The sequence below is a fragment of the Desulfotignum phosphitoxidans DSM 13687 genome (assembly GCF_000350545.1).
GTDB classification, from domain to species: domain Bacteria; phylum Desulfobacterota; class Desulfobacteria; order Desulfobacterales; family Desulfobacteraceae; genus Desulfotignum; species Desulfotignum phosphitoxidans.
This window is the reverse complement of sequence record NZ_APJX01000001.1, coordinates 909,178-933,390: the sequence shown is the minus strand read 5'-3', so window position 1 is coordinate 933,390 and position 24,213 is coordinate 909,178. Positions and strand designations below refer to the sequence as shown.

General features: G+C 53.3%; 17 protein-coding genes and 1 tRNA gene. 11 read left to right on the top strand and 7 right to left on the bottom strand.

From position 1 onward, the window contains the following. Positions 1-57: 57 nt before the first annotated feature. A tRNA-Val gene (locus DPO_RS04280) sits at positions 58-132 on the bottom strand. 169 nt (positions 133-301) lie between these two features. Here DPO_RS04280 and DPO_RS04275 point away from each other — a divergent pair. Beyond that, positions 302-796 (top strand): ferritin family protein, encoded by a 495-nt coding sequence (locus tag DPO_RS04275; protein ID WP_006964488.1) that lies wholly within the window; start codon positions 302-304, stop codon positions 794-796. Positions 797-879: 83 nt separating this feature from the next. Then, positions 880-2,259 carry a cache domain-containing protein gene (locus tag DPO_RS23700; RefSeq protein ID WP_006964487.1) on the top strand — a complete coding sequence of 460 codons (1,380 nt, stop codon included), beginning with the start codon at positions 880-882 and terminating at the stop codon, positions 2,257-2,259. An 89-nt stretch (positions 2,260-2,348) separates the two neighbouring features. On the opposite strand, the gene hpf is transcribed toward DPO_RS23700, so the two are convergent. Then, positions 2,349-2,693, bottom strand: coding sequence for a ribosome hibernation-promoting factor, HPF/YfiA family (gene hpf, locus DPO_RS04265; RefSeq protein ID WP_006964486.1), 345 nt, complete (start codon positions 2,691-2,693; stop codon positions 2,349-2,351). 179 nt (positions 2,694-2,872) lie between these two features. Between hpf and DPO_RS04260 the strand changes: the two genes are divergently transcribed. Both DPO_RS04260 and DPO_RS04255 read left to right on the top strand, forming a co-directional pair. After that, positions 2,873-3,328 (top strand): CBS domain-containing protein, encoded by a 456-nt coding sequence (locus DPO_RS04260; RefSeq protein ID WP_006964485.1) that lies wholly within the window; start codon positions 2,873-2,875, stop codon positions 3,326-3,328. Between the two features lie 77 nt (positions 3,329-3,405). Beyond that, positions 3,406-5,859 carry a glycogen/starch/alpha-glucan phosphorylase gene (locus tag DPO_RS04255; protein ID WP_006964484.1) on the top strand — a complete coding sequence of 818 codons (2,454 nt, stop codon included), beginning with the start codon at positions 3,406-3,408 and terminating at the stop codon, positions 5,857-5,859. 16 nt (positions 5,860-5,875) lie between these two features. Here DPO_RS04255 and DPO_RS04250 read toward each other — a convergent pair whose 3' ends face one another. The 5 genes from DPO_RS04250 to DPO_RS04230 form a co-directional block, all read right to left on the bottom strand. Beyond that, positions 5,876-7,885 (bottom strand): alpha amylase C-terminal domain-containing protein, encoded by a 2,010-nt coding sequence (locus DPO_RS04250; protein ID WP_006964483.1) that lies wholly within the window; start codon positions 7,883-7,885, stop codon positions 5,876-5,878. After that, positions 7,878-9,377, bottom strand: coding sequence for a glycogen synthase (locus DPO_RS04245; RefSeq protein WP_006964482.1), 1,500 nt, complete (start codon positions 9,375-9,377; stop codon positions 7,878-7,880). Before DPO_RS04245 ends, DPO_RS04250 begins: the two co-directional genes overlap by 8 nt. Positions 9,378-9,419: 42 nt before the next feature. Next, entirely contained in the window at positions 9,420-11,981 is a 2,562-nt protein-coding gene (gene glgP, locus DPO_RS04240; protein ID WP_006964481.1) for an alpha-glucan family phosphorylase, read from the bottom strand. A 5-nt stretch (positions 11,982-11,986) separates the two neighbouring features. Beyond that, complete coding sequence (locus tag DPO_RS04235) at positions 11,987-16,282, bottom strand: amylo-alpha-1,6-glucosidase (RefSeq protein ID WP_006964480.1); 4,296 nt, start codon at positions 16,280-16,282, stop codon at positions 11,987-11,989. A 111-nt stretch (positions 16,283-16,393) separates the two neighbouring features. Then, complete coding sequence (locus tag DPO_RS04230) at positions 16,394-16,885, bottom strand: hypothetical protein (protein WP_236609886.1); 492 nt, start codon at positions 16,883-16,885, stop codon at positions 16,394-16,396. A gap of 192 nt (positions 16,886-17,077) precedes the next feature. Between DPO_RS04230 and hmcA the strand changes: the two genes are divergently transcribed. From hmcA to DPO_RS04200, 7 genes are read left to right on the top strand one after another with little or no spacing between them, the layout of a single operon-like run. Further along, positions 17,078-18,670 carry a sulfate respiration complex hexadecaheme cytochrome HmcA gene (gene hmcA, locus DPO_RS04225; RefSeq protein ID WP_006964478.1) on the top strand — a complete coding sequence of 531 codons (1,593 nt, stop codon included), beginning with the start codon at positions 17,078-17,080 and terminating at the stop codon, positions 18,668-18,670. A gap of 41 nt (positions 18,671-18,711) precedes the next feature. Continuing rightward, complete coding sequence (gene hmcB / locus DPO_RS04220; protein ID WP_006964477.1) at positions 18,712-19,776, top strand: sulfate respiration complex iron-sulfur protein HmcB; 1,065 nt, start codon at positions 18,712-18,714, stop codon at positions 19,774-19,776. A 1-nt stretch (position 19,777) separates the two neighbouring features. Continuing rightward, positions 19,778-20,968, top strand: coding sequence for a sulfate respiration complex protein HmcC (hmcC, locus tag DPO_RS04215; RefSeq protein WP_006964476.1), 1,191 nt, complete (start codon positions 19,778-19,780; stop codon positions 20,966-20,968). Between the two features lie 11 nt (positions 20,969-20,979). Beyond that, positions 20,980-21,138, top strand: coding sequence for a sulfate respiration complex protein HmcD (gene hmcD, locus DPO_RS25485; protein ID WP_160166889.1), 159 nt, complete (start codon positions 20,980-20,982; stop codon positions 21,136-21,138). A gap of 25 nt (positions 21,139-21,163) precedes the next feature. Further along, positions 21,164-21,841, top strand: a complete 678-nt coding sequence (gene hmcE / locus DPO_RS04210; protein WP_006964474.1) for a sulfate respiration complex protein HmcE — start codon at positions 21,164-21,166, stop codon at positions 21,839-21,841. Between the two features lie 52 nt (positions 21,842-21,893). Next, positions 21,894-23,282: a sulfate respiration complex iron-sulfur protein HmcF gene (gene hmcF, locus DPO_RS04205; RefSeq protein WP_006964472.1), complete on the top strand. Its 1,389-nt coding sequence runs from the start codon at positions 21,894-21,896 to the stop codon at positions 23,280-23,282. A 24-nt stretch (positions 23,283-23,306) separates the two neighbouring features. Continuing rightward, on the top strand, positions 23,307-24,206 hold the full coding sequence (locus DPO_RS04200) for a universal stress protein (RefSeq protein ID WP_006964470.1): 900 nt from the start codon (positions 23,307-23,309) through the stop codon (positions 24,204-24,206). The last annotated feature ends 7 nt before the right edge of the window (positions 24,207-24,213 follow it).

Here is a 24,213-nt window from a genome sequence, read left to right as displayed (position 1 = left end):
TGTCTGATTTGGATTTTTTCTGACAATGGCAAAGGATGGCGCATAAGAAATGAAAAATGGTGGGCGGTACAAGGATTGAACTTGTGACTTCTACCGTGTGAAGGTAGCACTCTCCCGCTGAGTTAACCGCCCATTGGAAATCATTTTATTTTGTACGCATATCTGATACCCTTTTTTTGGACATTGGTCAAGGGCACATTTAACAAAATTTTTCATCCCTTGATTTCCCTTGACATGTGAATGGAAAGTATTTTATGGAATCAAAGCCGCATCATGGACCCAACATTTAAGGAGATAACTCATGGCATATGATTTTAATGTGAACGAAGTATTTGAAATGGCAATTCAGATCGAAGCCAATGGCGCCAATTTTTACAGAAAAGCCGCTGGAATGCAGAAAGATCCGGACAACAAAGCGTTTCTGGAAAAACTGGCCCGCATGGAAGACAAACACAAAACCACGTTTGAATCCATGCAGAAAGAGGTTTCCGAGGGGGAAAAGCAGGAAACCGTGTTTGATCCGGCCGATGAACTGTCCATGTATCTGAAAGCCATGGCAGACAATCATGGTGGCGAAGGAGACCCGGATATTGTCGACGCTTTCACGGGTGAAGAACCCATTGAAGAGATCATCACCACAGCCATCGGCCTGGAAAAAGAATCCATTTTATTCTATCTGGGACTCAAGGACCTGGTCCCTGCCAAATACGGCCATGACAAGCTGGATCATATCATCAAGGAAGAAAAACTGCACATCGCCCAGTTGACCGGATTTTTGAAAAAAATCAAGGCGTAATACATCACGCGTTTGCCGGGAAATATGTCGGAATCGAGCCCGGCAGGCGCGTGTCCCCATTTAAAGCGATCATTTGAATGCACATGATCCCGATTTTTAAAAAATGCCTGAAATCCGATTTATTCAAAGAAATCTTCACTATTATCGTTCCCATCTGGGCGGTGTTCGTGATATTTACCCTGAGCGTCTGTCTGATTTTTATTCCTTCTTTTAAAAACAGCCTGACCGATCAGAAAAAAGAGTTGATCCAGTCTCTGACACACAGTGCCGTCAGTCTTTTGTCTGAATACCACGAAAGGGTTTTATCCGGTGAGTTGACAAAAACCCAGGCCAAATCCAGAGCCAGAGAGCGGATACGATACCTGCGGTACGGCGCTGAGGCCAAAGATTATTTCTGGATTATCGACCGGCATCCGTACATGATCATGCACCCGTACCGCCCGGATATGGAAGGCCGGGACCTGTCCTCACTTTCTGATGAACAAAACAACTTCCCTTTTATCGACATGGTGGAAATCGCCTTGAACCAGGGAGAAGGATATGTCAATTATTACTGGCAGTGGAAAGATGCGCCCCATAAAATCGTTCCAAAAATTTCCTACGTCAAACTGTTCGATCCCTGGGGATGGATTGTGGGAACCGGCCTGTATGTCGAGGATGTACAAAAAGAGATCCGTCTGTTGGTTAACAAAATAAATCAAGTGTTTATGGCCGTTTTTTTGGTGATATTTGCCTTGTCCATCTACATCACCTGGCAGACCATTCGTATCCGCAACAAGAAAATAACCGCTGAGCGCGCCGCTCAAAAAGAAAAACAGACCCTGGCTCTGATCCTGGAAAGCACCCCCCACGGGATCACCCTGATTGACAGGGATGATAAATACCTTTACGTCAATCCGTATTTCACCAAAATAACCGGATATACCCTGGCAGATATTCCGGACAAACAGACGTGGTTTCAAAAAGCGTATCCGGATCCGGCGTATCGAAAGCTGGTGCTTGATGCCTGGAAAAACGATACGCCCATCGAAGGACCGGTTCATATCCGTGAATTTAAAATCATGTGCAAAGACGGGCAAGGCAAAGACATTGAATTCAGGTCTTCTTATATGGCAGATAAAAAAATTTCCGTGTTGACCGACATCACCCAAAGAAAAGAAGCAGACATCATTCGCAGGGAAAAAGACCGGCTACAGGGCGTGCTGGAGCTCTCGGGGGCGGTATGCCATGAAATGAATCAGCCGCTGATGAGCATATCCGGTTATTTTGAACTGATGATGCTCAATATGTCTGAGGATGATCCCAATTATCCCAGAATCAAAAAAATCCAGGTCCAGCTGGAAAGAATGGCCGGTATCACTAAAAAAATGATGCAGATCTCCCGGTACCGGACCAAAGACTATCTGAACGGAAAAATCGTAGATATTTCCGGGACCCCGGATGGGGATCCCCCAAAAAAATAACCGCCGGGGCGGTTTACGGTTTCATACCCCGGCGGTATCGGTCTGTTTTAAATCCGCAACACAAAAAACTGCGGCAAAGCTTTTTTCACTTATTTTTCCAAAGATTCCAGTTCGGGCGTGGTTTTGATGGTCTGCTTGTCACCGGCCAGGTGACGTCTGGCTTTTTCCTTGTTCTTTTTGATCTGGGCCTGGACTTTGTCCGACAGACCGTCAAGGGCGGAATACATGGTTTCCGCTTCTTCTTTGGCATTGATTCTGAGTTTATCACTGACCAGATTCACTTCCGCAATATGACGAATTTTTTCAATCGACAACACCAGATTTGCCTCCCCCGGGGCATCCAGCATTTTGTCCAGTTTGTCCAGTTTTTCCTGGGCATAAGATTTCAGGGCGTCTGAGGATTCCATCTGCTTAAAATTTATGGCAAGCTGCATAAGTCCTCCTTGTATGAGGGTTGATTGAAACACCGCATTCATCTTAACAGATAATGGCCACCAATCCCAGCAAAGTCAAATTTTTCCGGCAATTTTCTGTGCTTGTTGTGAATCAAAGATTACTGTATAATAGGTATCAACTGTTTATGCCGCCGTTATCGTCTGAAAAGGAGATGTTCATGATCAACGCCCGTGATATTATGCAAACCAGCATCATCAGTGTCACCCCGGATACCGATATTGCCAGTGCCGTCAAAATACTGCTCAACAACCATATCAACGGCGTGCCCGTGGTCAATGACCGGGAAGAGCTGGTCGGTATTCTGTGCCAGAGTGATCTGATCTTTCAACAGAAAGAGGTGCCCATCCCCCCCATTTTCACCATCCTGGATTCCATTTTTCCGTTGTTTTCGTCTAAAAAAATGGATGATGAAATTCAGAAGATAGCTGCCGCCACCGTGGCCCAGGCCATGATCAAGGATGTGGTGACGGTGACGGCGGACACGCCGCTCAGTGAAATCGCCAGCCTCATGGTGGAAAAACATTTTCATACCATCCCCGTGGTGGAGAACAAAAAACTGGTGGGCATCATCGGCAAGGAAGATGTCCTTAAAACCCTGGCATCTGATGCCTGATCCGGGTATTTTTCTGCCTTCACCCGGGGTTCGGCCGGTTTTTGATTTTTATCCCCCCCGCCAGAAGGGAGACAGTTATGGCGTATTTTGACTTCACCAGTTTTGAAGTATCGTTTCAGCAGTATGTGAAATATGTATTGGGCAAACCCCTGGACGAAGCCACAAAAAAAGACCAGCTCAATGCCGTGTGCTATGCCGTGGGCAAATATCTGATGGATATTCATTTCGATACCCGGAAACGGTATGAAAAAAACAAGGCCAAACAGGTGTATTACCTGTCCATGGAATTTCTCATCGGCCGACTTTTGTCCAACAACCTGTTGAATCTGGGCATTTTCGATCCCTGTGCCCGATTTTTGAAAAAACAGGGCATTGATCTGGAAACACTGGTGGAGGAAGAGCAGGACCCGGCCCTGGGCAACGGGGGCCTGGGACGGCTGGCCGCCTGTTTTCTGGATTCTTTGGCCAGCCTGGATATGCCGGGATATGGATATGGCATCAACTATGACTATGGGCTGTTCCGCCAGACCATAGTCAACGGATATCAGCAGGAACGGCCGGATTACTGGCCCAACCGGTCTTCGCCCTGGCTGATCCGGCGTTCGGAAGAAAAATATGTGCTGCCCATTTACGGCAAAATTGAAGAGCGCCAGGATAAAAACGGGCATTACAAACCGATGTGGACCCGCAAGAAACTGTTTATCGGCCGACCCCACGACATCATGATCGCCGGACACCGGGGGCGTACGGTGAACCGGCTCCGGCTTTTTTCCGCCGCCGCATCCAAGGATTTTGACATCGATATTTTCAATGACGGGGATTATATCAAGGCGGTCAAGCGGAAAATCCAGTCAGAAAGTGTCACCAAAATCCTGTATCCATCCGACTCCAAGGAAACGGGCAAAGAATTGCGGTTCATCCAGGAATATTTTCTGGTGGCCTGTGCCATCCGGGACATTATCCGTAAATTTGAAAAACAGCACAGCGATTTTGAGACGTTCCATGACCATGTGGCCATCCAGCTCAACGACACCCATCCGGCTTTAGCGGTCGCAGAGTTGATGCGCATACTGGTGGATGAAAAAAAACTGGTATGGGAGACGGCCTGGGATGTGACGGTCAAAACCCTGGCATTCACCAACCATACCCTTTTACCCGAAGCCCTGGAAACCTGGTCCGTCTATATTTTAAACAAGGTGGTTCCCCGGCACCTTCAGATCATTTTTGAAATCAACCAGCGGTTCATCGCCCGGGTCAAGGAACGGTTCGGCCCGGACAATCATGAGATGATCGCTAAAATGTCCATCATCCAGGAAGGAGATGAACAAAAGGTGCGCATGGCCAATCTGGCCATCATCGGGAGCCATTCCGTGAACGGGGTGGCGAAAATCCATTCTGATCTGGTCAAAAAACAGCTGGTGCCGGAATTTTATTCCATGTGGCCGGAAAAATTCAATAACAAGACCAACGGGGTCACCCCCCGGCGGTGGATCGTGGCGTGCAATCCGGAACTGGCAAAACTGATCACCGATGCCATCGGCCGGCGCTGGATCGCTGACCTGGATTTGATCTGGGAACTGGAGGCATTTCAGAACGATCCCGGGTTTCTGGAACGGTACGGGGCCGTGAAGCAGGCCAATAAACAGGCACTGGCAGATTACATCCGGGACACCGTGTCTGAAACCGTAGATCCATTGTCAATTTTTGATATTCAGGCCAAACGGATCCATGAGTACAAACGCCAGTTGCTCAACCTCCTGCATATTATGCATTTATATCTGACGGTCAAAGAAGACAAAAAAGATATCGGCCCTCCCCGGACGTTTATTTTTTCAGGCAAAGCCGCCCCAGGTTATCATACGGCCAAACTGATCATCAAGCTGATCCACAATGTGGCACATGCCGTGAACACGGATCCGGCCGTGAACCGACAGCTCAAGGTGATATTTCTGCCGGACTACCGGGTTTCTCTGGCGGAACGGCTCATACCGGCAGCCGATGTCAGTGAACAGATCTCCACGGCCGGTATGGAAGCGTCCGGTACGGGGAACATGAAATTCGCCATGAACGGGGCCTTGACCATCGGCACCCTGGACGGAGCCAATATTGAAATTCTCGAGCAGGTGGGTAAAGAAAACATGTATATTTTCGGTCTGGACGTGGATGAAGTGGCGGCTTTGCGCCCCAACTACCAGCCCAAGGAGTATATCGAAAAAGACGACCGGCTTAAACGGGTCATCTACGCCCTGCGGTCCGACCGGTTCAGCCCGTCGGAACCGGGTATTTTCCGTTCCCTGTACAACAGTCTCATGTCTCCGGGAGATTCATACCTGAATTTTGCTGATTTCATCCCCTATGTCGCGGCCCACCAGGCCATTGCCAATGATTATCAACAGCCTGAAAAATGGAGTACCCGGGCCCTGATGAACACGGCCCGCACCGGATTTTTTTCCAGCGACCGTACCATCAAAGCCTATGCCGATGAGATCTGGGGAATTCGGGCCCAGATCCGGGAAAAAGATCTCTGGTGATAAAAAAGGGCGGGGGTCAGGACATCTGTTTGAGCACCAGGGCCGTGCGGGAGGGCAGGTACAGGGATAATCGGCCCTGCCCGGAAGACGTGAAAGGCTTGGAAACACTAAAAAAAATCTGGTCCGGTACCACCCGGTCATGGCCCCCGAACCGGGACGGGTCCGTGTCCAGGATCAACCGGTATCTGCCCGGCCGTGCATCCACCTGATAGTCGAAAAAAGAATGGGACGGATGGAAGTTGAAAACAAAAAACAGGTCTTTCCTGGCAAAGGCGATGATCTTGTGATCTTCATGAATATAATAAAGATCCGGATGCCCGGATTCAAACAACCCGGTTTCTTTGGCCAGGCAGATCATGTGCCGGTCGAACTGATATAAATGATTGTAAAAAAGTTCCGGGTCATATTTCAATGACCACTGGCGCCGGGCGTATTTGAATGAAAAATGGTTCTGATCAGACGGGAAATCCACCCATTCGGGATGGCCGAACTCGTTGCCCATGAAATTGAGATATCCGGCATGGGACGTGGCTAAAGTGACAAGGCGGATCATCTTGTGCAGGGCCACAGCCCGGAAAGTGTCAATGCCGGCATGGTCTTTATGCATATCCGTGTAGATCCGGGGACCCATCAGGCGCATCATCAGCGTCTGATCTCCCACCAGGGCCTGATCATGGCATTCAGCATAGGAGATGGTGGCTTCTTCGGCCCGGTGGTTGGTGAGTTCATGCCACAGAAGTCCCATGGGCCAGTCCTCATCCCGGATTTCCTTGACCATCTTAATCCAGAAATCAGCGATTCCCATGGCAAACCGGAAGTCAAACCCGTATCCGCCGACATTGGTTCCGGCCGCCAGCCCGGGATAGCCGCTCACATCCTCGGCAATGGTCACAGCAAAAGGATTGAGGTCATGCACCAGCCGGTTGGCAGTGTACAGATAATTCAAGGCATCCAAATCCACGTCCGGACCGAAATAATCGTCATAACTCACAAACGCCCGGTCCAGGCCGTGGTCGGTAAACACCATGGAAGTGACCCCGTCAAACCGGAACCCGTCCACATGAAACTCTTCAATCCAGTACCGCAGGTTGGACAGCAGAAATTTTCTCACCATGGGTTTTCCATAGTCAAAACACCGGGAATCCCATAACCGGTGCATGCCTTTGGGACCGTCATGGAAAAACTGGTACAACGTACCGTCAAACCGGGACAGGCCTTCCACCTCGTTTTTCACGCTGTGGGAATGGACGATGTCCATGAGCACCCGGATGCCGTTTGTGTGGGCCGCATCAATGAGCGCCTTGAGATCTTCGGGTGTGCCGAACCGGGAGGACGGGGCAAAAAACGAAGACACATGATATCCGAAAGATCCGTAATAGGGATGCTCCTGCACGGCCATCAACTGGAGGATGTTGTATCCGGCATCAATGATTTTGGGCAGGATATGCTGCTCAAATTCGGTCCAGGTGCCGACGCGCTCGGCTTCCAGGGCCATGCCGGGATGGGCTTCGTAAATCAGGGCCGGGCCGGAGGGGGTTCCCGGGATCGGGGCCTGCCACACATAGGAATCCGGCGGGTCCCACACCTGGGCGTTGAAAATCAGGGTGCCCGGATCCTGGACCGCCCGCCGGGCTGCCGTGGGAATCCGGTCTCCCTGCCCTCCGGGCCAGATCACTTTCAGGCGGAACAGGTCCTGGTGGGCGAATTGATCGGCATCAAACCGGGCTTCAAACACGGTGTCATTAATTTTAGGCACCTGAAATTCCGGCACACACTGCCAGTGGTTTCTGTCACACAGGATAAACATGTCCGTGGCATAAGGAGCCCATTCCGTGAACACCCACTGCTGCCGGGAAGGATCAACATGCAGGCCGAACCGCAAATGATAATCGGCAAACCCGGTCAAAGCCCCGTCATGCCCGGTCCGGATCGTTTGTTCCAGATCCTGGGCGGCCCGGTGCCGGGACTGGATAATGTCAGCATATGCCAGCAGACCCGGGTCGTTGAATATTCCGGGATCAGACAAGGAAGGGCCTCTGGAGCATTTTTTCATACAGATTGATATACAATTCGGCACACCGGGAGTGGTTGAACCTTAGCACGCTGTCGATCATGATCCGGTGGATCTGGTGTTCTCTGATCTGTTCATCCATCATGTAAAAATCCATGGCCCGGTCCATGGCCCAAAAAAGCCCCTGGGCATCATGGACATTGAACAGAAATCCGTTGCCCGTGTCTGCTGCCGGGTCCAGCTGGGTCACGGTGTCATGCAGCCCGCCGGTGTCAAATACGATGGGCAAAGAGCCGTAAATGCCGCCGATCATCTGGGGCAGGCCGCAGGGTTCGAACGCCGAAGGCATGAGCACGAAATCAGCTGCGGCAAAGGCCTGGTGGGACAACCCCTCGTTGAATCCGCAAATGCTGACACGCCGGCCCAGGCCGTGGAACCGGACGATTTCGTGAAAATATTTTTCATAGGCCCCGGATGCCACGGACACGATCTGCAGCCCCTGATCCCAGTACCGGTCCACCATCTGATACATGATGTCGGCCAGCAGCTGGCACCCTTTCTGCACGGGATCCAGCCGGGAGGGCCAGAAAAACAACGGCGCATTCTCGTTTTCCTCCAGATCCAGAATTTTTTGCAGATAGGCTTTGTTGGCCGCCTTGAACGGTTTGTGGTTTTTAGGTCCATAATTGTATCGGACCAGATCATCCACGGCCGGGTTGAATTCCGGCTCCGGCGCGTTGAGAATGCCCGTGGCACATCCGGAATAATACTTGTTGGACAATTCGTTTTTAAGGCAGGGTTCCACAAACGAATGACGGTCCTCCACGATCTCTTTTAAAAAAGTGGGACTTACCGTGTTCACGTAATGGGCCGCAAACACCCCGGAGGAGAGAAAATCCACCCGGTTCCACGCCCGGCTTTCTTCATAGTTTTCCGGCGGCGTTTTAAAGTACAGCCACTGCCAGAACGAGGCCGCATCAATGCCCCGGTCCTCGATCTCCGCCAGAGTGGAAGTCATGGTATGGATGTTGTGAATGGTGAACAGGCAGGGGATCTCCATTTTCCGGGACATGGCCGGAATCAGCCCGGTCATCCAGTCATTGCAGTGAATGATGTCGGGTTCCACTCTGGGAATGATGTTGTTGATCACCTCCCGCTGGAATGCCAGAGATACTTTCAGATCCATATCGGAATATCCGGAATACACATTGTTCAGATAATAAAATGCCCGGTCCGCGGCCAGATGGATCCGCTCTTCATCCAGGCGTTTGCGGATCTTGGCCAGTTCCCGGCTGTGGGTCTTGGTGGTGGCCCCGTCAAAGATGGACCGGTAATCCGGCAGGGCCACATGCACATCGCACCCCAGGTCGAACAAAGCGGAAATAAGGGCCGCAGACACATCCGCCAGCCCACCGGCCTTGGCAGAATAGTTGGACCGGGTTCCCATATCTTCGGGCAGATAGGTGACTTCCGGTGTCACAATCAGAATTCGGGGTTTTTGTGCCATTTGCCGTCTCCTGTGGAATTATTTATAAAAAAATCTGACGGATCACTCATCCGGCATGGCCCAGGTAATCAGGCCCGGAATATTGCGAAGCACGTCATCGCCTCTGGGAATCACCCGGGCCGTATATCCGAAGCGGCCGGAATCTGAGCACACCACCCGGCACCCGTATAGATGCGTCCCCGGGGCAATGGTGCTCTGCAGTTTCATGGTTTCCGCCCGGCTCTTCTCCAGCTCCCCGGTTCCCAGAAGCCTGCCGTGGTAAATCTGAACCTCCACTTCATCCGGGCTCAATTCCCCTAAAAACACCTCAAGCACCACACTGAACGTATCGCCTACGGCAAAATCCTCTGCCGGTTTTATTCGGGGCTTTGATACCCGGATATGAGACCACAGGGCATTGAGCCGGGATTGTGTCAGGGCCATCTCCTTGGCTTTTCTGCCTGAATCCTGAGTCAGGTCCCGTAAATTTCCGACGGAAGGAATATAAAACCGGGACGTGTACTCTCTCACCATCCGGTCACTGGAAAAATCCGTAATAGCCATTTTCATGGCCGCTTTCATCATCCGGACCCATTTTTGGGGCGGATTGCCCCGGATTCGATCATAAAACACGGGAATCACATCATTTTCCAGCACATTGAACAAGGACTGACTTTCCACTTCATCCTGATACCCGGGATCGTCATAATCCGTGCCGTTACCGATCCGCCAGCCCCGGGTATCATCATACCCCTCACACCACCAGCCGTCCAGAATGGATAAATTAAGCCCGCCGTTGGCAGCCGCCTTCATCCCGGATGTGCCGCAGGCCTCATAAGGACGTCTCGGGGTATTGAGCCACACATCACATCCCTGGACCATATACCGGGCGATATTGATATCATAGTTTTCCAGAAAAACGATCCGGTGCCGGACCGCCGGCTGCCGGGCAAATTCAACAATCCGCCGGATCAAATCTTTACCTTCGTTGTCATTGGGATGGGCTTTTCCAGCAAACACCAGCTGGACCGGGTGGTCCGTATTGGTGATCAACCGGGTCAGCCGCTGGGGGTCCTTGAGCAGCAGACCGGCCCGTTTATATGTAGCGAACCGCCTGGCAAAACAGATGGTCAGCACCCGGTGATCCAGAGCGGTGGTGACGTCATCCAGCAGGGTTCGGGCGGCATTGCGCCGTTCATACTGACTCATCAGCAGTTGCCGGCACTTTCGGATCAGGTTGGACCGGTCCATTTCATGGACATGCCACAGGTCGGCATCATCGATGTTGTCAATGCGCGATACCAGTGCCGGCTCCGACTGCCGTTCTATCCAGTCCGCAGCCAGATACCGCTCCAAAAGTCCGTTTTTGTGGCGGGAAATATAGGAATTGATGTGCACCCCGTTGGTAACATGAAAAATGGGGATTTCCTCTTTCTGACGCCGTGGCCACAATCCCTGCCACATCCGCCGGGCCACCTTTCCGTGAAGCTGACTGACCCCGTTGATGTATCCGGAAAATTGAACCCCGAAACAGAACATGGAAAATCTTCCGTTTTTGTCATCCCCGGGAACCTCTCCCCAGGACAGAAGTTCTTCCACGGAAATATCAAATTTTTCCGCATAAGGCGCAATATACGGGCGGACCTGATGTTTGTCGAACTCGTCATGTCCGGCAGCCACCGGGGTATGGGTGGTGAACACGGTACTGCGGCGGCAGACCTGGGACGCACTCTGAAAATTCAAGTCATACCGTTCCATGATCTGACAGATCCGTTCCAGCCCGGCAAAGGTACAATGCCCTTCGTTCATATGGCAGACCGAAGGAAACAGTCCCATGGCTTTGAGGGCCCGGGTGCCGCCGATACCCAGCAGTGCTTCCTGGGCCACCCGGATATCCCCATGGCTGGCATACAACCGGGAGGTGATATTCCGGATATGTTCCGGGTTTTCAGGCAGGTTGGTGTCCAAAAGCAACAGTCGGATTTTTCCCACGCGAATCTCCCAGACACAGGCATGAATGATGCCGTGCGGTCCCGGGATATCGATCACCAGATCTTCCCCGGATGTCCGGGTGACTTTCCGGGTCGGCAGATCAAACACATCAATGACGGGATAGGTTTCCTGCTGCCAGCCGTTATGATCCAGATACTGGCGGAAATAGCCTTCCCGGAACAACAGTCCGATGCCGGTCAAAGGAAGCCCCAGTGCGGAAGATGCTTTGAGATGATCCCCCGCCAGAATCCCTAGCCCACCGGCAAAAAAAGGCAATGATTCATGCAGGCCGAACTCCATGGAAAAATAAGCCACGGTTTCGCCGGAATCAAGGGTCAGATCCGGCACCCGGGATATTTCAGATGACATGGTTTCAAACCTGGTTTTCACCCGGCCCAAATGGCCCAGGAAACTTTCATCTCTGGAAAGGGCTTCATACCGGTGTGTGGAAATCCGGGCCAGAAAAACCACGGGATTTTTTCCCACTTTTTCCCAGAGCCCCGGATGGATCCGGCGGAACAGATCAATGGCATCATCGTTCCAGCACCACCATAGGTTTCTGGCCAGGTCACCCAGAAATACCAACGATTCGGGAATGGCCGGATATACTTTGTAAATCTGCATGTCTCTCATGAACGTCAGGGTCTCCTTGCGGATAATTTATGTACCACCCGGGCCGCCTCGCTCACGCCCCAGGCCTGGGCATCACACCCCCGGGGGGTGTGGGGAAAATCCCCGTCCAGTATCTCGGGGATATATCCGGCGGCGCCGGTTCTCATCAAATGTTTCATGCTGCCCAGCCAGGCCAGGCCGGCGGCATGGCTGTTTTGTCCGAACACCTTTGCCCAGGCCTCACAGAATACAGGGAACGGCCAGGTCCAGGCGGTGCCGTTGTGATAGGCGGGTTTTCTGTTTGTGTCTTCATCTCCCTGATACACACCGGCATACGGATGATCCGGATCATTCACCAATTTTTTGTTATGAACAACGGGCAACGGGACGGCCACTTTTCGATCGGCCAGACTTCGAATCCCGCCGGGCACCAGCAACTCCAGGCAGGTTTCCACAGTTTTGCGGGCTTTCTCGCCAGACGGGATCACGCCTAAGGTGATCAGCAGCAGCTGATTGGGCCGCAGGGCATCATCCGGCACGGCCTTGGCCGCCGGCCCGTTCCCATGCAGGCAATCACTGAAGTATCCGGCCGTCTCGTTCCAGAACCATGTTTCAACCGATTGTTTGACCTGATCCGCTTTTTGTTTCCATTCCCCGCCCGGATCGATTTTCTCCAGAAACATCAGGGCATTGTGCCACAGGGCCTGAATCTCCACGGGGTATCCCTGACGGGGAGAACCGGCCGGAAAATTGGTGTCCATCCAGGTGAAATGGGACGGGCTGTACAGCAGCCGGGTTTTTGGATCCATTTTTACCCCTGTCGGGGTGCCGGTTTCAAGGGAATGGGCCATATCCAGAAGCACCTGCCTGAGGGTCCGTTTTCCCAGATCCTGGTCCAGAAAACCGGAATCTTTGGTTTTCTCCAATATATCCCGACAGCAGGCAAAAAACCACAACGGCGCATCCGATGTTTCAATGTTTGCGGCATCCTGCCCGCAGATCATGTTGGGAAGGGTCCCGTTGCGCTCAAACCGGCCGAACAGGTGTAAAATGGCCCGGGCTTCGGAAAGCCGGCCCAGTTCCACCAGACTTCGGCAGAAAATCAGGCTGTCCCTGCCCCAGTCCAGAAACCAGGGATATCCGGCGATGACGCTTTTGTCTTGCCCCCGGTCCACCAGAAACGCGTCCAATGCCCGGACCAGGGCCTGTTCCATGGTCAAGCCCGATTCAAAGGCCGGGATCGGCCAAGCATCCGGTTCAAATCGCTGGCCATGGTCCACCCGGGTCATCAGCTCAGCCGTGTGGCCGCCAATACATTCAAAGGAAAAATACCCCGGGCTGAACAGGTCGGATGCCGGATCCAGGCCCCGGGTGGCTTCCAGGGGCCGATGGACCATGTACTGCCATTCCGGTTCAGGAACAAACCGACCGGGGGGCTGAATATCCATGGACAGGGTGTGACCGTTTGACAGGGAAAAATCAACCCCCGTATCCCGGGAACGGACCCGGGCCGGCCAGTCGGTCTCCGGCCCGGTGAATGCCTTGATGGTGTCATGAAAACCGCGGTCTTCCATATCCGGCCGGATAATCAGGGTCACGGGCGCGTCATCAGGCAGGATCCGTGACCGGTTGTTTTTCGTCCCGGGCCGCGTAATGGACAGCCGGACCTGATTGGTGTGTGGCGACAACATCAGGGTCAGTTCCAGTACATAATATTTTCCTTCGGAGGTCGGGACATGGAACCGCCAGCGGCCGGCATTGTCATAGGAAAACGTAAAGTTTTGAAGACAGTCTTTGGCCAGTTCCCTGGAATAGCCCTGAAAAATCGCCCAGATGCGGCACCGGGCCAGGGTCATCCATCGGTTTTCAGGCATATCGGGATTCAGGTTCGCCCCCAGAAGGGTGTCATACCGGCTGTGCAATTGTCCCCAGTCTCCGGCGGCCCGCATCATGCCGCCGGTGCGGGTGGCTGCCAAAAGAGTGAGGCCGGGATCCCCCGCAATTTTCCGCCGGGTGAAGGTGGTCTGCAGATTCAGGGTATCAAAGGACGCGAGGTACAAAAGAAACGCACTTGCCTTCTGAATTTTGTCCGGATGGAACAACCGCAGATTCAGACGGCAGGGCTTATGGAGCTTTCTGAAGGTTTTGGGCATGAACAGGGCAAAAAAGCCGCCGGTTTTCAAGGGCAGTCCTTCTTCATATCCCAGGGAACGCCGGTCCGTATCCCGGGCATCCAGAATTTCCGCCCGGAACCCCACCGGGCTTTTCACCAGCAGAAAAAATCCCGGCGGCACCATGACCTGACGTTTCAAGTCTTGGGTGACGTCAAAGGGAATCACCCGGCTTTCCAGGGTATCGGGAAAAAACGAACGGATGAATTCCATGGGGTCTTCAGACAGATGCCGGGCTGCATGATTCAGGTCCAGGCCGCTCACATCCGTGTATCCGTCCAGCGCGGTTTTCACCGCCAGAACCCCGGCCCTGAATTTCTGGTCCAGCACCTGATTCGGAACAGGGGCCGGTGCCTGTTCATCCCGAAGCAGGTCTGCGGCCAGGGCCTGAACATCGCCCGGATCCGGGGTCAGGGCCATGGCTTCACCGGGAGCCAGTGTGATACCGGCCACGGGACCATCCTGCAGCAGGGAAACCCGGGTTTCAGTCAACAGGTCCATCCATTCATTCTGATCAGAACCCACATCCGATCGATGCCAGAAAACCGGAGACGGCTCTTCGCAATCCAGATTCACCAGTACCAGTAGCGTTTTGCCGGTTTCCGGATGGCTTCGTAACAAGGCCAGGGCCTGGGTCTCATTTTTCTGTATCAATGTCAGCCGGGTGGTATGAAAAAAGGTCGGGTGGTTTTTCAAAATCCAGTTGAGCCGGAAAATAAAATCCACCTGATTGTCTTTGGCCCCCCAGTTCAGGCCCGGAGATTCGTGGACATTGATCTTTTCTTTTGCAAACCATTCCATCCCGTTGGCAAACCCGAAACCGCCGCATACGGAAAACAAAGCGCACAAAGCCGTCCGCATTTTCGCATAGGTGGAGGATACAGAGGCCAGCCGGTTGTTGTCATGGGTCTCTGCATAATGAATCATATGACCGCAGGTGTCGGATATGTCAACGGCAAAGGGCAGGTATTCAGCGATCTCTTCCCGGGTGTAGTGCTGAAACAGCTCGGAATAGGCCCAGTTGAAATTACCGCGACCCAGAATCGCCTGGGTGGTTTTCAAGGGCCCGCCCAGTCCTTCCAGAAGAAACAGGGTGTCCGGATATTCCTGTCTGACCTTGGCCACCATATATTCCCAGGCGTCGATGGGTACCATGTAGCCGGCATCACACCGGAACCCGTCCACACCCCGGTGGCACCAGAGCAGAAAAATTTCCGCCATGTACTGCCATAGATCGGTGTGGGAATAATCCAGTTTGGTCAGATCCGCCCATACCACACCCCACGCGCCCGGGGCCTTGATCTGGCCGTCCTCCCCCCGTACCAGCCATTCCGGGTGGGTTTCATGGATGGCTGCGGCCCACCCCGTATGGTTGATGGCAATGTCTAAAATCAGGTACCCGTTGTGATAATGCACGGCATCCACCAGTTCCATGAACTGTTCCAGCGGGGTGGCTGCCGGGTCGAACCGGGCCAGGGCCGGGTCCACATCCGTGAAGTTCAGGGCTGCATAAGGGCTTCCGAACCGGCCCATGCGGGCATAGGTGGTGGGGGTGGGATGAATGGGCAGAAGATGCAGGGCCCGGCACCCCAGTGCGGAAAAGATAAACCCGATCTGATCCCGGAGATCCCGGAATTTCCCGGATTCCGGGATCACGGTGAAACCGCTGGCATCCAGGGTTTCCATCAACGGTACCAGAGACCGCTCCAGACCGGGACCCGGCGCGTTCTTCGACGGGCCGAACTGCCGGACAAAGGCATTGTAAATGATATTGGCACAGCAGGTACCGGCCGGTTCCACATTTAAAATGCAGTTGTCTCCTTCCGGCCAGATGGGAACGGTCTGGTTTTCAGGCATAAAAAAGCATTTGGCCTGAAAATATCCGGTCTGATGCAGCGGCAGCAACAGGGTGAACGTAACCTCATCCTGCCGGGTCATCTGGATATCATACCAGCCTTCATCCAGCTTGATCTCATTTTTTTCCACCCGGTCGATGATTTCCTGCCGGGCAATGGCAGCGGTTCCCAGGTTGGTCCGCACCCAGGCATTCCCGGACGCTTTTTTATTCAACGTCAGGGTGAACCTGAGACAATCCCCTCTGAACAGCACCCGGGATGTCCCGGGCAGCGGCATTTGAGCGACACTGATCATAGATCTCCTCGGGATCAGAAATTATTGTCAGGTGTTTTTATTTCATATTTTTTCTGCCCGGTGCGATCAGGTTGCCGGGCAAAAAATGATTATATCACATTAAAATTCGGATTACAGAAACAATTTTTGGTTTTCCTGTATGGGTGTGGTATCGATGGGCAGGCTTTGATAGCTGCCGTAAAGACATACCCGCCGGCACGGGCGGGGATGAGCGATTTTGAAATGAAATTCCGGGAGCCGGGAATAAAAATCGTCAAACACGTGTGCGTCGGTTTCAAGAGATACCCGGCAGTGATCTGCCAAGCCGAACATACCGGCACTGTGATGGATCATCAGATAAAAACAGGCGGCGGAAAGAAACCGGGAATTCTGGGTCTGATACAACTGAGGATAGAATTTGGAAACATACAGCCCCTTGGCGAACCGGTCATGGGACAGAATCAGATTCAAAGAAACCATGGCCCGGTTGTCCATGTCGTGCAGAAAATATTCCACACACGTGTCTTCTCTGAGATAACTCAGTGAAAACCGGCTCATCAGCCGCTTCACCTGTGTTCCCATGAAAGATAAGATCCCCGGTCCCGGGACCGCTATGTGCATCATTCCCACCCACCTTCCCGATTTTTGCTGAGGGCACCTTATCCCATCCAATTTTCCGGGTCAATGGCAGATAATTTTTTTTAGAATCCAAATTTTTATTGACATATTCATACTAAAACAGTAGGAAAAATTCATATTAAATTGGTTGGTTTATTTTGATGTTTCAACACAACGGTATTTGTAAGGATAGTGAAGATGGCAAAACGGATCGCATGTTTATGGATCGTGGCAGCGGGGATCATTTTTTTCCTGTTTCCTTTTCCGGGGCAGACCGCCTTTGAAAAGGCAGCCGGCCCGGCAGTTCCCCCGGACCGGATCATGATCAACCTGCCCCAGGAATCAGATGGGAATGAAATGCCGGCGGTGGCGTTTATGCATGCCCGCCACAATGAATCGGTGGAAGGCGATTGCACCCGATGTCACGTTCAAAAAGACCAGACCGTGGTTTTCAAATTTCAACGCACAGACCAGCCGGCATCCATGGATCTTTACCATGACAACTGTATTGTGTGCCATGAACAGCAAAAAGATGCCGGTCAACCCGCCGGCCCGACCACGGCCCAATGCCGGTCGTGTCATGGGGCCATCGTACCGGACCCCGCCCCCGGCACCCAGTGGGAAAAAATTGATTTTGACCGGTCTTTGCATTACATCCATGAAGTATCCGATCATATCGTTTCTCCGGACAACCCATCTGACCCTGACAACTGCAATGCCTGCCATCACCGGTACGATGAGGCAAAACAGCGGATCGTGACGGAAAGAGGGACCGAAAGCGCCTGCATTTACTGTCACAAAGAAGTTCAGACCGACGACGGGGTCCGATCGATACGGGACGCATCCCATGATGCGTGTGTGGCCTGCCATCTGACCCAAAAAAATCAGGACGTGAAAGCCGGGCCCGTTGAGTGTTCCGGATGCCACAGGGCGGATGTCCGGGCAGAAATGCCCGTGGTACCGGATGCGCCCCGCATGAAACGCAATCAGCCGGATGCGGTGTTCATGACCGGGGGAACCACCGGAAAAGACAAAGCCGTTTACCGGATGTCACCGGTTGTTTTTGATCACAAACAGCATGAAACTGCGGCCGCCTCCTGCCGGGTCTGCCATCATGAATCCCTGGAATCGTGCAGTCAGTGCCACACGCCGGCCGGAGATGAAAAAGGCGGGTTTGTCCGGCTGGAACAGGCCATGCACGCCCAGACCGACTCCGCCAGCTGTGTGGGATGCCACACCCAGGAAACCCGTAAAACCGACTGTGCCGGTTGTCATGATGTCATGCCCCGGGCCCGGATGACGGAGAATTCCTGCCAGGTCTGCCACAATGACCCGGACCGGACGGTGGTGCATGATCCTGAAATGAAAAAAATGCGAGCTGATACGTTTGTTGCTGCGGCATCCGATCAATATCAGCCCGTGATGCCAAAAGATATCCCGGAGACTGTCACCATCGGTGTATTATCCGACGCGTATCAGCCCAGCCGTTTTCCGCACAAAAAAGTCATGGACGGCATTGCCCGGCGGGTGGAGGACAGTGATCTGGCCAACACATTCCACAAAAATCAGCAGACCCTGTGCATGGGCTGCCATCACAACAGCCCGTCATCTTTGACCCCGCCCGACTGTGCGGCCTGCCATGCCGTTCCCGGTGATGGCAGGCCGACATCGGCCCTGGGCATTCCGGATTTGAAAACCGCATACCATGGCCAGTGCATGGGCTGTCATGAAAAAATGGAAATTGCGGCCGTACCGTCCACGGACTGCCAGATTTGTCATGAGAAAAAATAAGGAACTTGTTTTAGCGATATGAAACAGACAGAGGAATGATTATGGGTATCTCGCGAAGAAAATTTATCGGCTGCCTGGGCGCGCTGGCATTGGGACCGGCCATGGGTATTCCGGGCACGGCCCGGGGTGCTGCCAACAAGGAGTTTGCCGGATGGCCCGGCAGCCAGAGCGTGCTGCATGATATCACAAAATGCATCGGGTGCCGTAAATGCGAAAGCGCCTGTCACCGGGTCAACCAGCTTCCTGACCCGGAAACATCCTTTGAGGATTTAAAGGTGCTGGATCAGAAACGCCGGACCGATGCGGATGTCTTCACCGTGGTCAACCGCGTTGACAACACTTCGCCCGTGTTTGTCAAAACCCAGTGCAATCACTGCCTGGAGCCTGCCTGCGCATCCGCATGCTTTGTCAAGGCACTGAAAAAAACCCCGGAAGGGGCCGTGGTCTATCATGAAAAATTATGTGTGGGATGCCGGTACTGCATGGTGGCCTGTCCTTTCAATATTCCGGCCTATGAATATCATAAAGCCCTGGCTCCCCGGGTGACCAAATGTACCATGTGCCATCCGCGGATTCTTGAAGGCAAGCGCCCCGGCTGTGTTGCGGACTGCCCGACCGGCGCATTGATATCCGGCACACGCGATGAATTACTCGCCCATGCCTGGGATCGGATCCGGACGTATCCGGAGCGGTATGTATCCCATGTCTATGGCGAGCATGAGATGGGCGGTACCAGCTGGCTGTACCTTTCCGGTCTTCCCTTCGGCCAGGTGGGAATGAGAGAGGATTTAGGCACGAAGTCCGCACCGGAACTGACGGCCGGCCCGTTGTCCGCCGTACCCATTGTCGTGGGACTGTGGCCCGTACTGCTGACAGGGGTTTATGCCATCTCGAAACGCAAGGAAAAAATCGCTGAACAGGAAAAACAGGCAGCAGTGGCCGAAGCCGTGGATCAGAGTAAAAAAGAAGCCCAGGCCCGGATGGAAACACTCAGGAAAAAATGGGATCAGGAAAAACAGTCCGCCATCAATTTCGAGGTGAAAAAAGCACTTGAAGAGGCTGCTGCCAAAGACCCGGAACCGGGCCAGAGCAAGGAGGATGAATAACATGACAGACAACGGCACTCACGCCGACCGTAAGTGGTGGACCCCTTTTAATGTCATTGTCGGCATCATACTGGCAACCGGTGCAGTATTGACCGTGATGCGGTTCACCCAGGGTATCGGGGCCGTGACCAACCTGGATAACAACAATGCCTGGGGGCTGTGGATCGGATTTGATCTGCTGTGCGGTGTGGCCCTGGCCGCCGGGGGATATGTCACGTCGGCCGCCTGTTACATCTTTGGATTAAAGCGGTATCATTCCGCTGTCCGGCCGGCCATTCTCACGGCATTTTTAGGATACGCCCTGGTGGTGCTGGCCCTGCACTATGATGTGGGACGTCCATGGCGGCTGCCATACCCCATTTTCGTCTCCCAGGGGACCTCTTCGCTGCTGTTTGAAGTGGGGCTGTGCGTATTTCTTTACCTGACGGTCCTGTTCATTGAATTCACGCCCGCGGCCTTTGAATGGCTGGGGCTGAAAAAAATCCGGGCACTGGTGGTGAAGCTGACCCTGATACTCACCATTTTCGGTGTGGTGCTGTCCACCCTGCACCAGTCGTCACTGGGTGCCTTGTTCATGATCGCCCCATCCAAGCTCCATCCCTTGTGGTATTCCGGTTATCTGCCGGTTTATTTCTTTATTTCCAGCATGTTTGCCGGCATGTCCATGGTGATTTTTGAAAGCACCCTGGCACACCGGTATCTGAGCCGTCATATGGATGACACCCATCACCGGGAAGCCCCGGGCGTGGCCTTAGGCTTTGCCAAAGCGGCCGCGTTTGTGATGGCGGGGTATCTGGGCATTAAATTGATCGGCATCGCCATTGATGATCACTGGCGCCTTCTGGCCACCGGATGGGGCATGTGGTATCTGGTGGAAGTCATCGGGTTTGTGGCTTTTCCCGCCTTGTTGTTTGCCATGGGTGTGAGGGAGAAAAACCTGAAGTTCGTGCGGTGGGCCGCGGCCTGGACCGTGCTGGGAATTGTCCTGAACCGGCTGAATATTTCTGTGATCGCCTTCAACTATCACCTGCCGTCCCATGAACGCTATGTCCCCAGCCTGATGGAAATCGGCACATCCGTCTTTATCGTGACCCTGGGCATTGTGATTTACCGGTTTATCACCACCCGGATGCCGATACTTCATGAGCATCCGGATTATTCAGCCCATTCCCCGGAACAGAAACGTATTTAAACTGAAATGATATGGAGAAAACAACAATGGATACCCTGTTTTTCACGCTTCAGGATTTCATGGTACACACCAAAGGAATCACCTATCTGATCATGGGCGGCATTCTGGCGGCCCTGCCGCTTTTCTGGTGGTTTCTGACAGACAGAGACGATGAGAACGGTTTCAGATGATAACGAAACATGGAGATAATGACTGATGCATGAGTTTTTGACAGGTATATTTTTCTGGATTGCCGTGGGTGTGTGTGTTATCGGCATGGCCGTGCGGTTTGTGCGCTATTTTCTGGGCCTGAACTGGCAGCTGGACCGGGTGGCCTACCGGGCCCATCCGGCTGCGGGAATCAAAGGCGCTGCAAGATCCATCTATAAATGGCTGATCCCTTACGGAACCCGTGGCTGGCGCACCCAGCCGGTGATGACGGCGGCGTTTTTCGGGTTTCATGTCAGTGCCGTGGCAGTGCCCCTTTTTCTGGCCGGGCACAACCTGTTTCTGGAAAGCAAAATCGGATTTTCTCTGATTACACTGGGACCGGTCCTGGCGGATTTCCTTTCCTGGCTGGCCGTGGGGTGCGGCGCGTTTCTGATCCTGCGGCGCTTAGTGCTGCCCGAAGTGCGCATATTGACCACCTGGAACGATTATTTCATCTGGCTTATTGCCCTGGCCCCTTTTGTCACGGGGCTTGTGGCAAGGTATCAGGTGGGGTCTTATGGGTTCTGGCTGAATCTGCACATTTTGTGCGGGGAACTGCTGCTGATCGCCATCCCGTTCACCAAAATGTCCCATGTGTTTCTGTTCTTTGCATCCCGGGCCCAGCTGGGAATGGATTTCGGCATCAAGCGCGGGGGCATGAAAGGCACCAAAATGGCCTGGTAACCAGGCAACCAGACAAGAAGACTGGCAACCCATGTGAAGGAGAAATCAATTCATGCCGGAAGGAACATATTGTAATAAAAAACCGATCAACACCCCTGAGGAAGTGAATTTTCTGCTGTCCGACTCCAGTGGTACCAAATATTATGAAGAGATGAAACATTTGGACGTGGACTCCGAGCTGCTGGCATCCACGATTGAAAAAACCATGAAAACCCGGTTGAAAACCTGGCTGGAGATTTGCGCCCACTGCGGCATGTGCGCGGACTCCTGTTTTCTGTATCAGGTGAACGGCAAAGATCCGAAACAGGTGCCTGCGTATAAGATTCAGTCCACTTTAGGGGAAATCGTCAAGCGCAAGGGAAAAGTGACCAACGCATTCATGCGCCACGCCATGGAGGTGGCCTGGGCCCAGTGCACCTGCTGCAACCGCTGCGGCATGTACTGCCCCCACGGCATCGATACGGGCATCATGTTCGGCTATCTGAGAGGACTGCTCTACCAGCAGGGATTCGTGCCCTGGGAGCTGAAAATCGGCGCCGGCATGCACCGGGCGTATCGGGCCCAGATGGATGTCACGGATGCGGATTTCGTGGAAACCTTCGAGTGGATGGTGGAGGAGTATGAAGATGATTATCCCGGACTGACCGTGCCCGTGGATGTTGCGGATGCGGATATTTTTTATACGGTCAACGCCCGGGAAGTCAAGCATTACCCGGAAGATCTGGCCGAAGCGGCCGTGCTGTTTCATGCGGCCGGGGAAAACTGGACCATTGCATCCAAAGGCTGGGAGCAGACCAGCCTGGCCATGTTTGCCGGGGACTGGGCTGCCTGCAAGATGCAGGTGGAATCAGTCTATGGCGCCATGGAACGGCTCAAGCCCAAACGGATGGTGGGAACCGAATGCGGCCATGCCCATCGGGCCACCGTGATCGAAGGGCCTTACTGGGCCGGACGTCCGGACGGGCGGCCCCCGGTGGAATCGATCCATTATGTGGAATGGCTGGCCGAAGCCCTGGAAACCGGTAAACTGAAAATCGATCCGGACAAGCGGATCCAGGAACCGGTCACGCTCCAGGATTCCTGCAACTATATCCGGAATCATGGATTGAAAAAAGCAACCCGTACCATCATGCAGCACATTGTGGCGCCTGGGTATTTTATCGAAATGTCCCCCAACAAGGAACACAACTACTGCTGCGGCGGGGGCGGGGGGTTCAACGGCATCGGTGTGTTTCGCAAACAGCGCAACCGGGCCCTGCTCACAAAAAGGGACCAGATTCTGGCCACGGGTGCCAAACTGGTGATTGCCCCCTGTCACAACTGCTGGGATGCCATCCGGGATCTGGAGGAAGAGTATGAGATCGGCATCCGATGGTCTTTTTTAAAGCCGTTGATCATCAAAATGCTGATCGTACCGGATCATATGAAACCGGTAGAGTAAACCGTCAAAAAAGGGGGGGGAATCATGTTCAAGAAAATTCTGTTTGCCACATCCGCGACCCGGGCCAGTGACCATGCGGCCCGGGTGGCATTCAATATTGCCCGGGCATATCATGCCCGTCTGGATATTTTTCATGTGCTGGGGGTCCCTTCCCGGGGATACAGCCAGGTGGTGGTAGACATCAAAACCCGGGAGCGGGTGGATGTGGATGATGATTACATGGCCTGGGTTCAGGATGAGATCAACACCTATTATGCGGATTATCTCAAAAACGGCCTGGATTATGATATTCATGTGGCCGTGGGATTGCCTGCCAGGGAAATTCTGCGTCGGGCCAGAGAAACGGAACCGGACCTGATCCTTTTGGGCGGCAGCACAGAAGAGGAACATGACGGGGTTTATAAAAAAACCGTGGCCGGCACCACCCTCCAGAAAGTGGCCCGGGCCGCCAGGTGTCCGGTGCTGGTGGTCACACGACCGGCCGCCTCTTTCTGGGGCGGCATTTCCAGCATCACGTTTGGTACCGATTTTTCAAAAGCCTCTGACAAGGCATTTGAATTTGCCATGAAAATGGCCCAGGCCTTAGGGTGTGAGCTGAATATCTTTCATGCCCTTGCCATCGGCCATCCGTCCGGTGAGAGGCTTTTGTCCCAGGATGAAATCGAACAGAAAATCCGGGAAAAAATGCGGATGATCCGTGCCCGGTATGAATCCCGGCTCAAGGCACTCAAGCAGTACAGCATGGAAGTGTGGGAAGGAATTCCTTATCTGGAGATCGTCAAATATGCCAGGGAAAAGCATTCCGATCTCATCATCATGGCCCATCACTCCAGAAAGCTGGAAACAGAGGACCGGGCCTTTGGCAGCAATGTCGAACAGGTGATTGTCAGGGCGGGCTGCCCGGTAATCAGTATCAATCGATAAAGGGAGA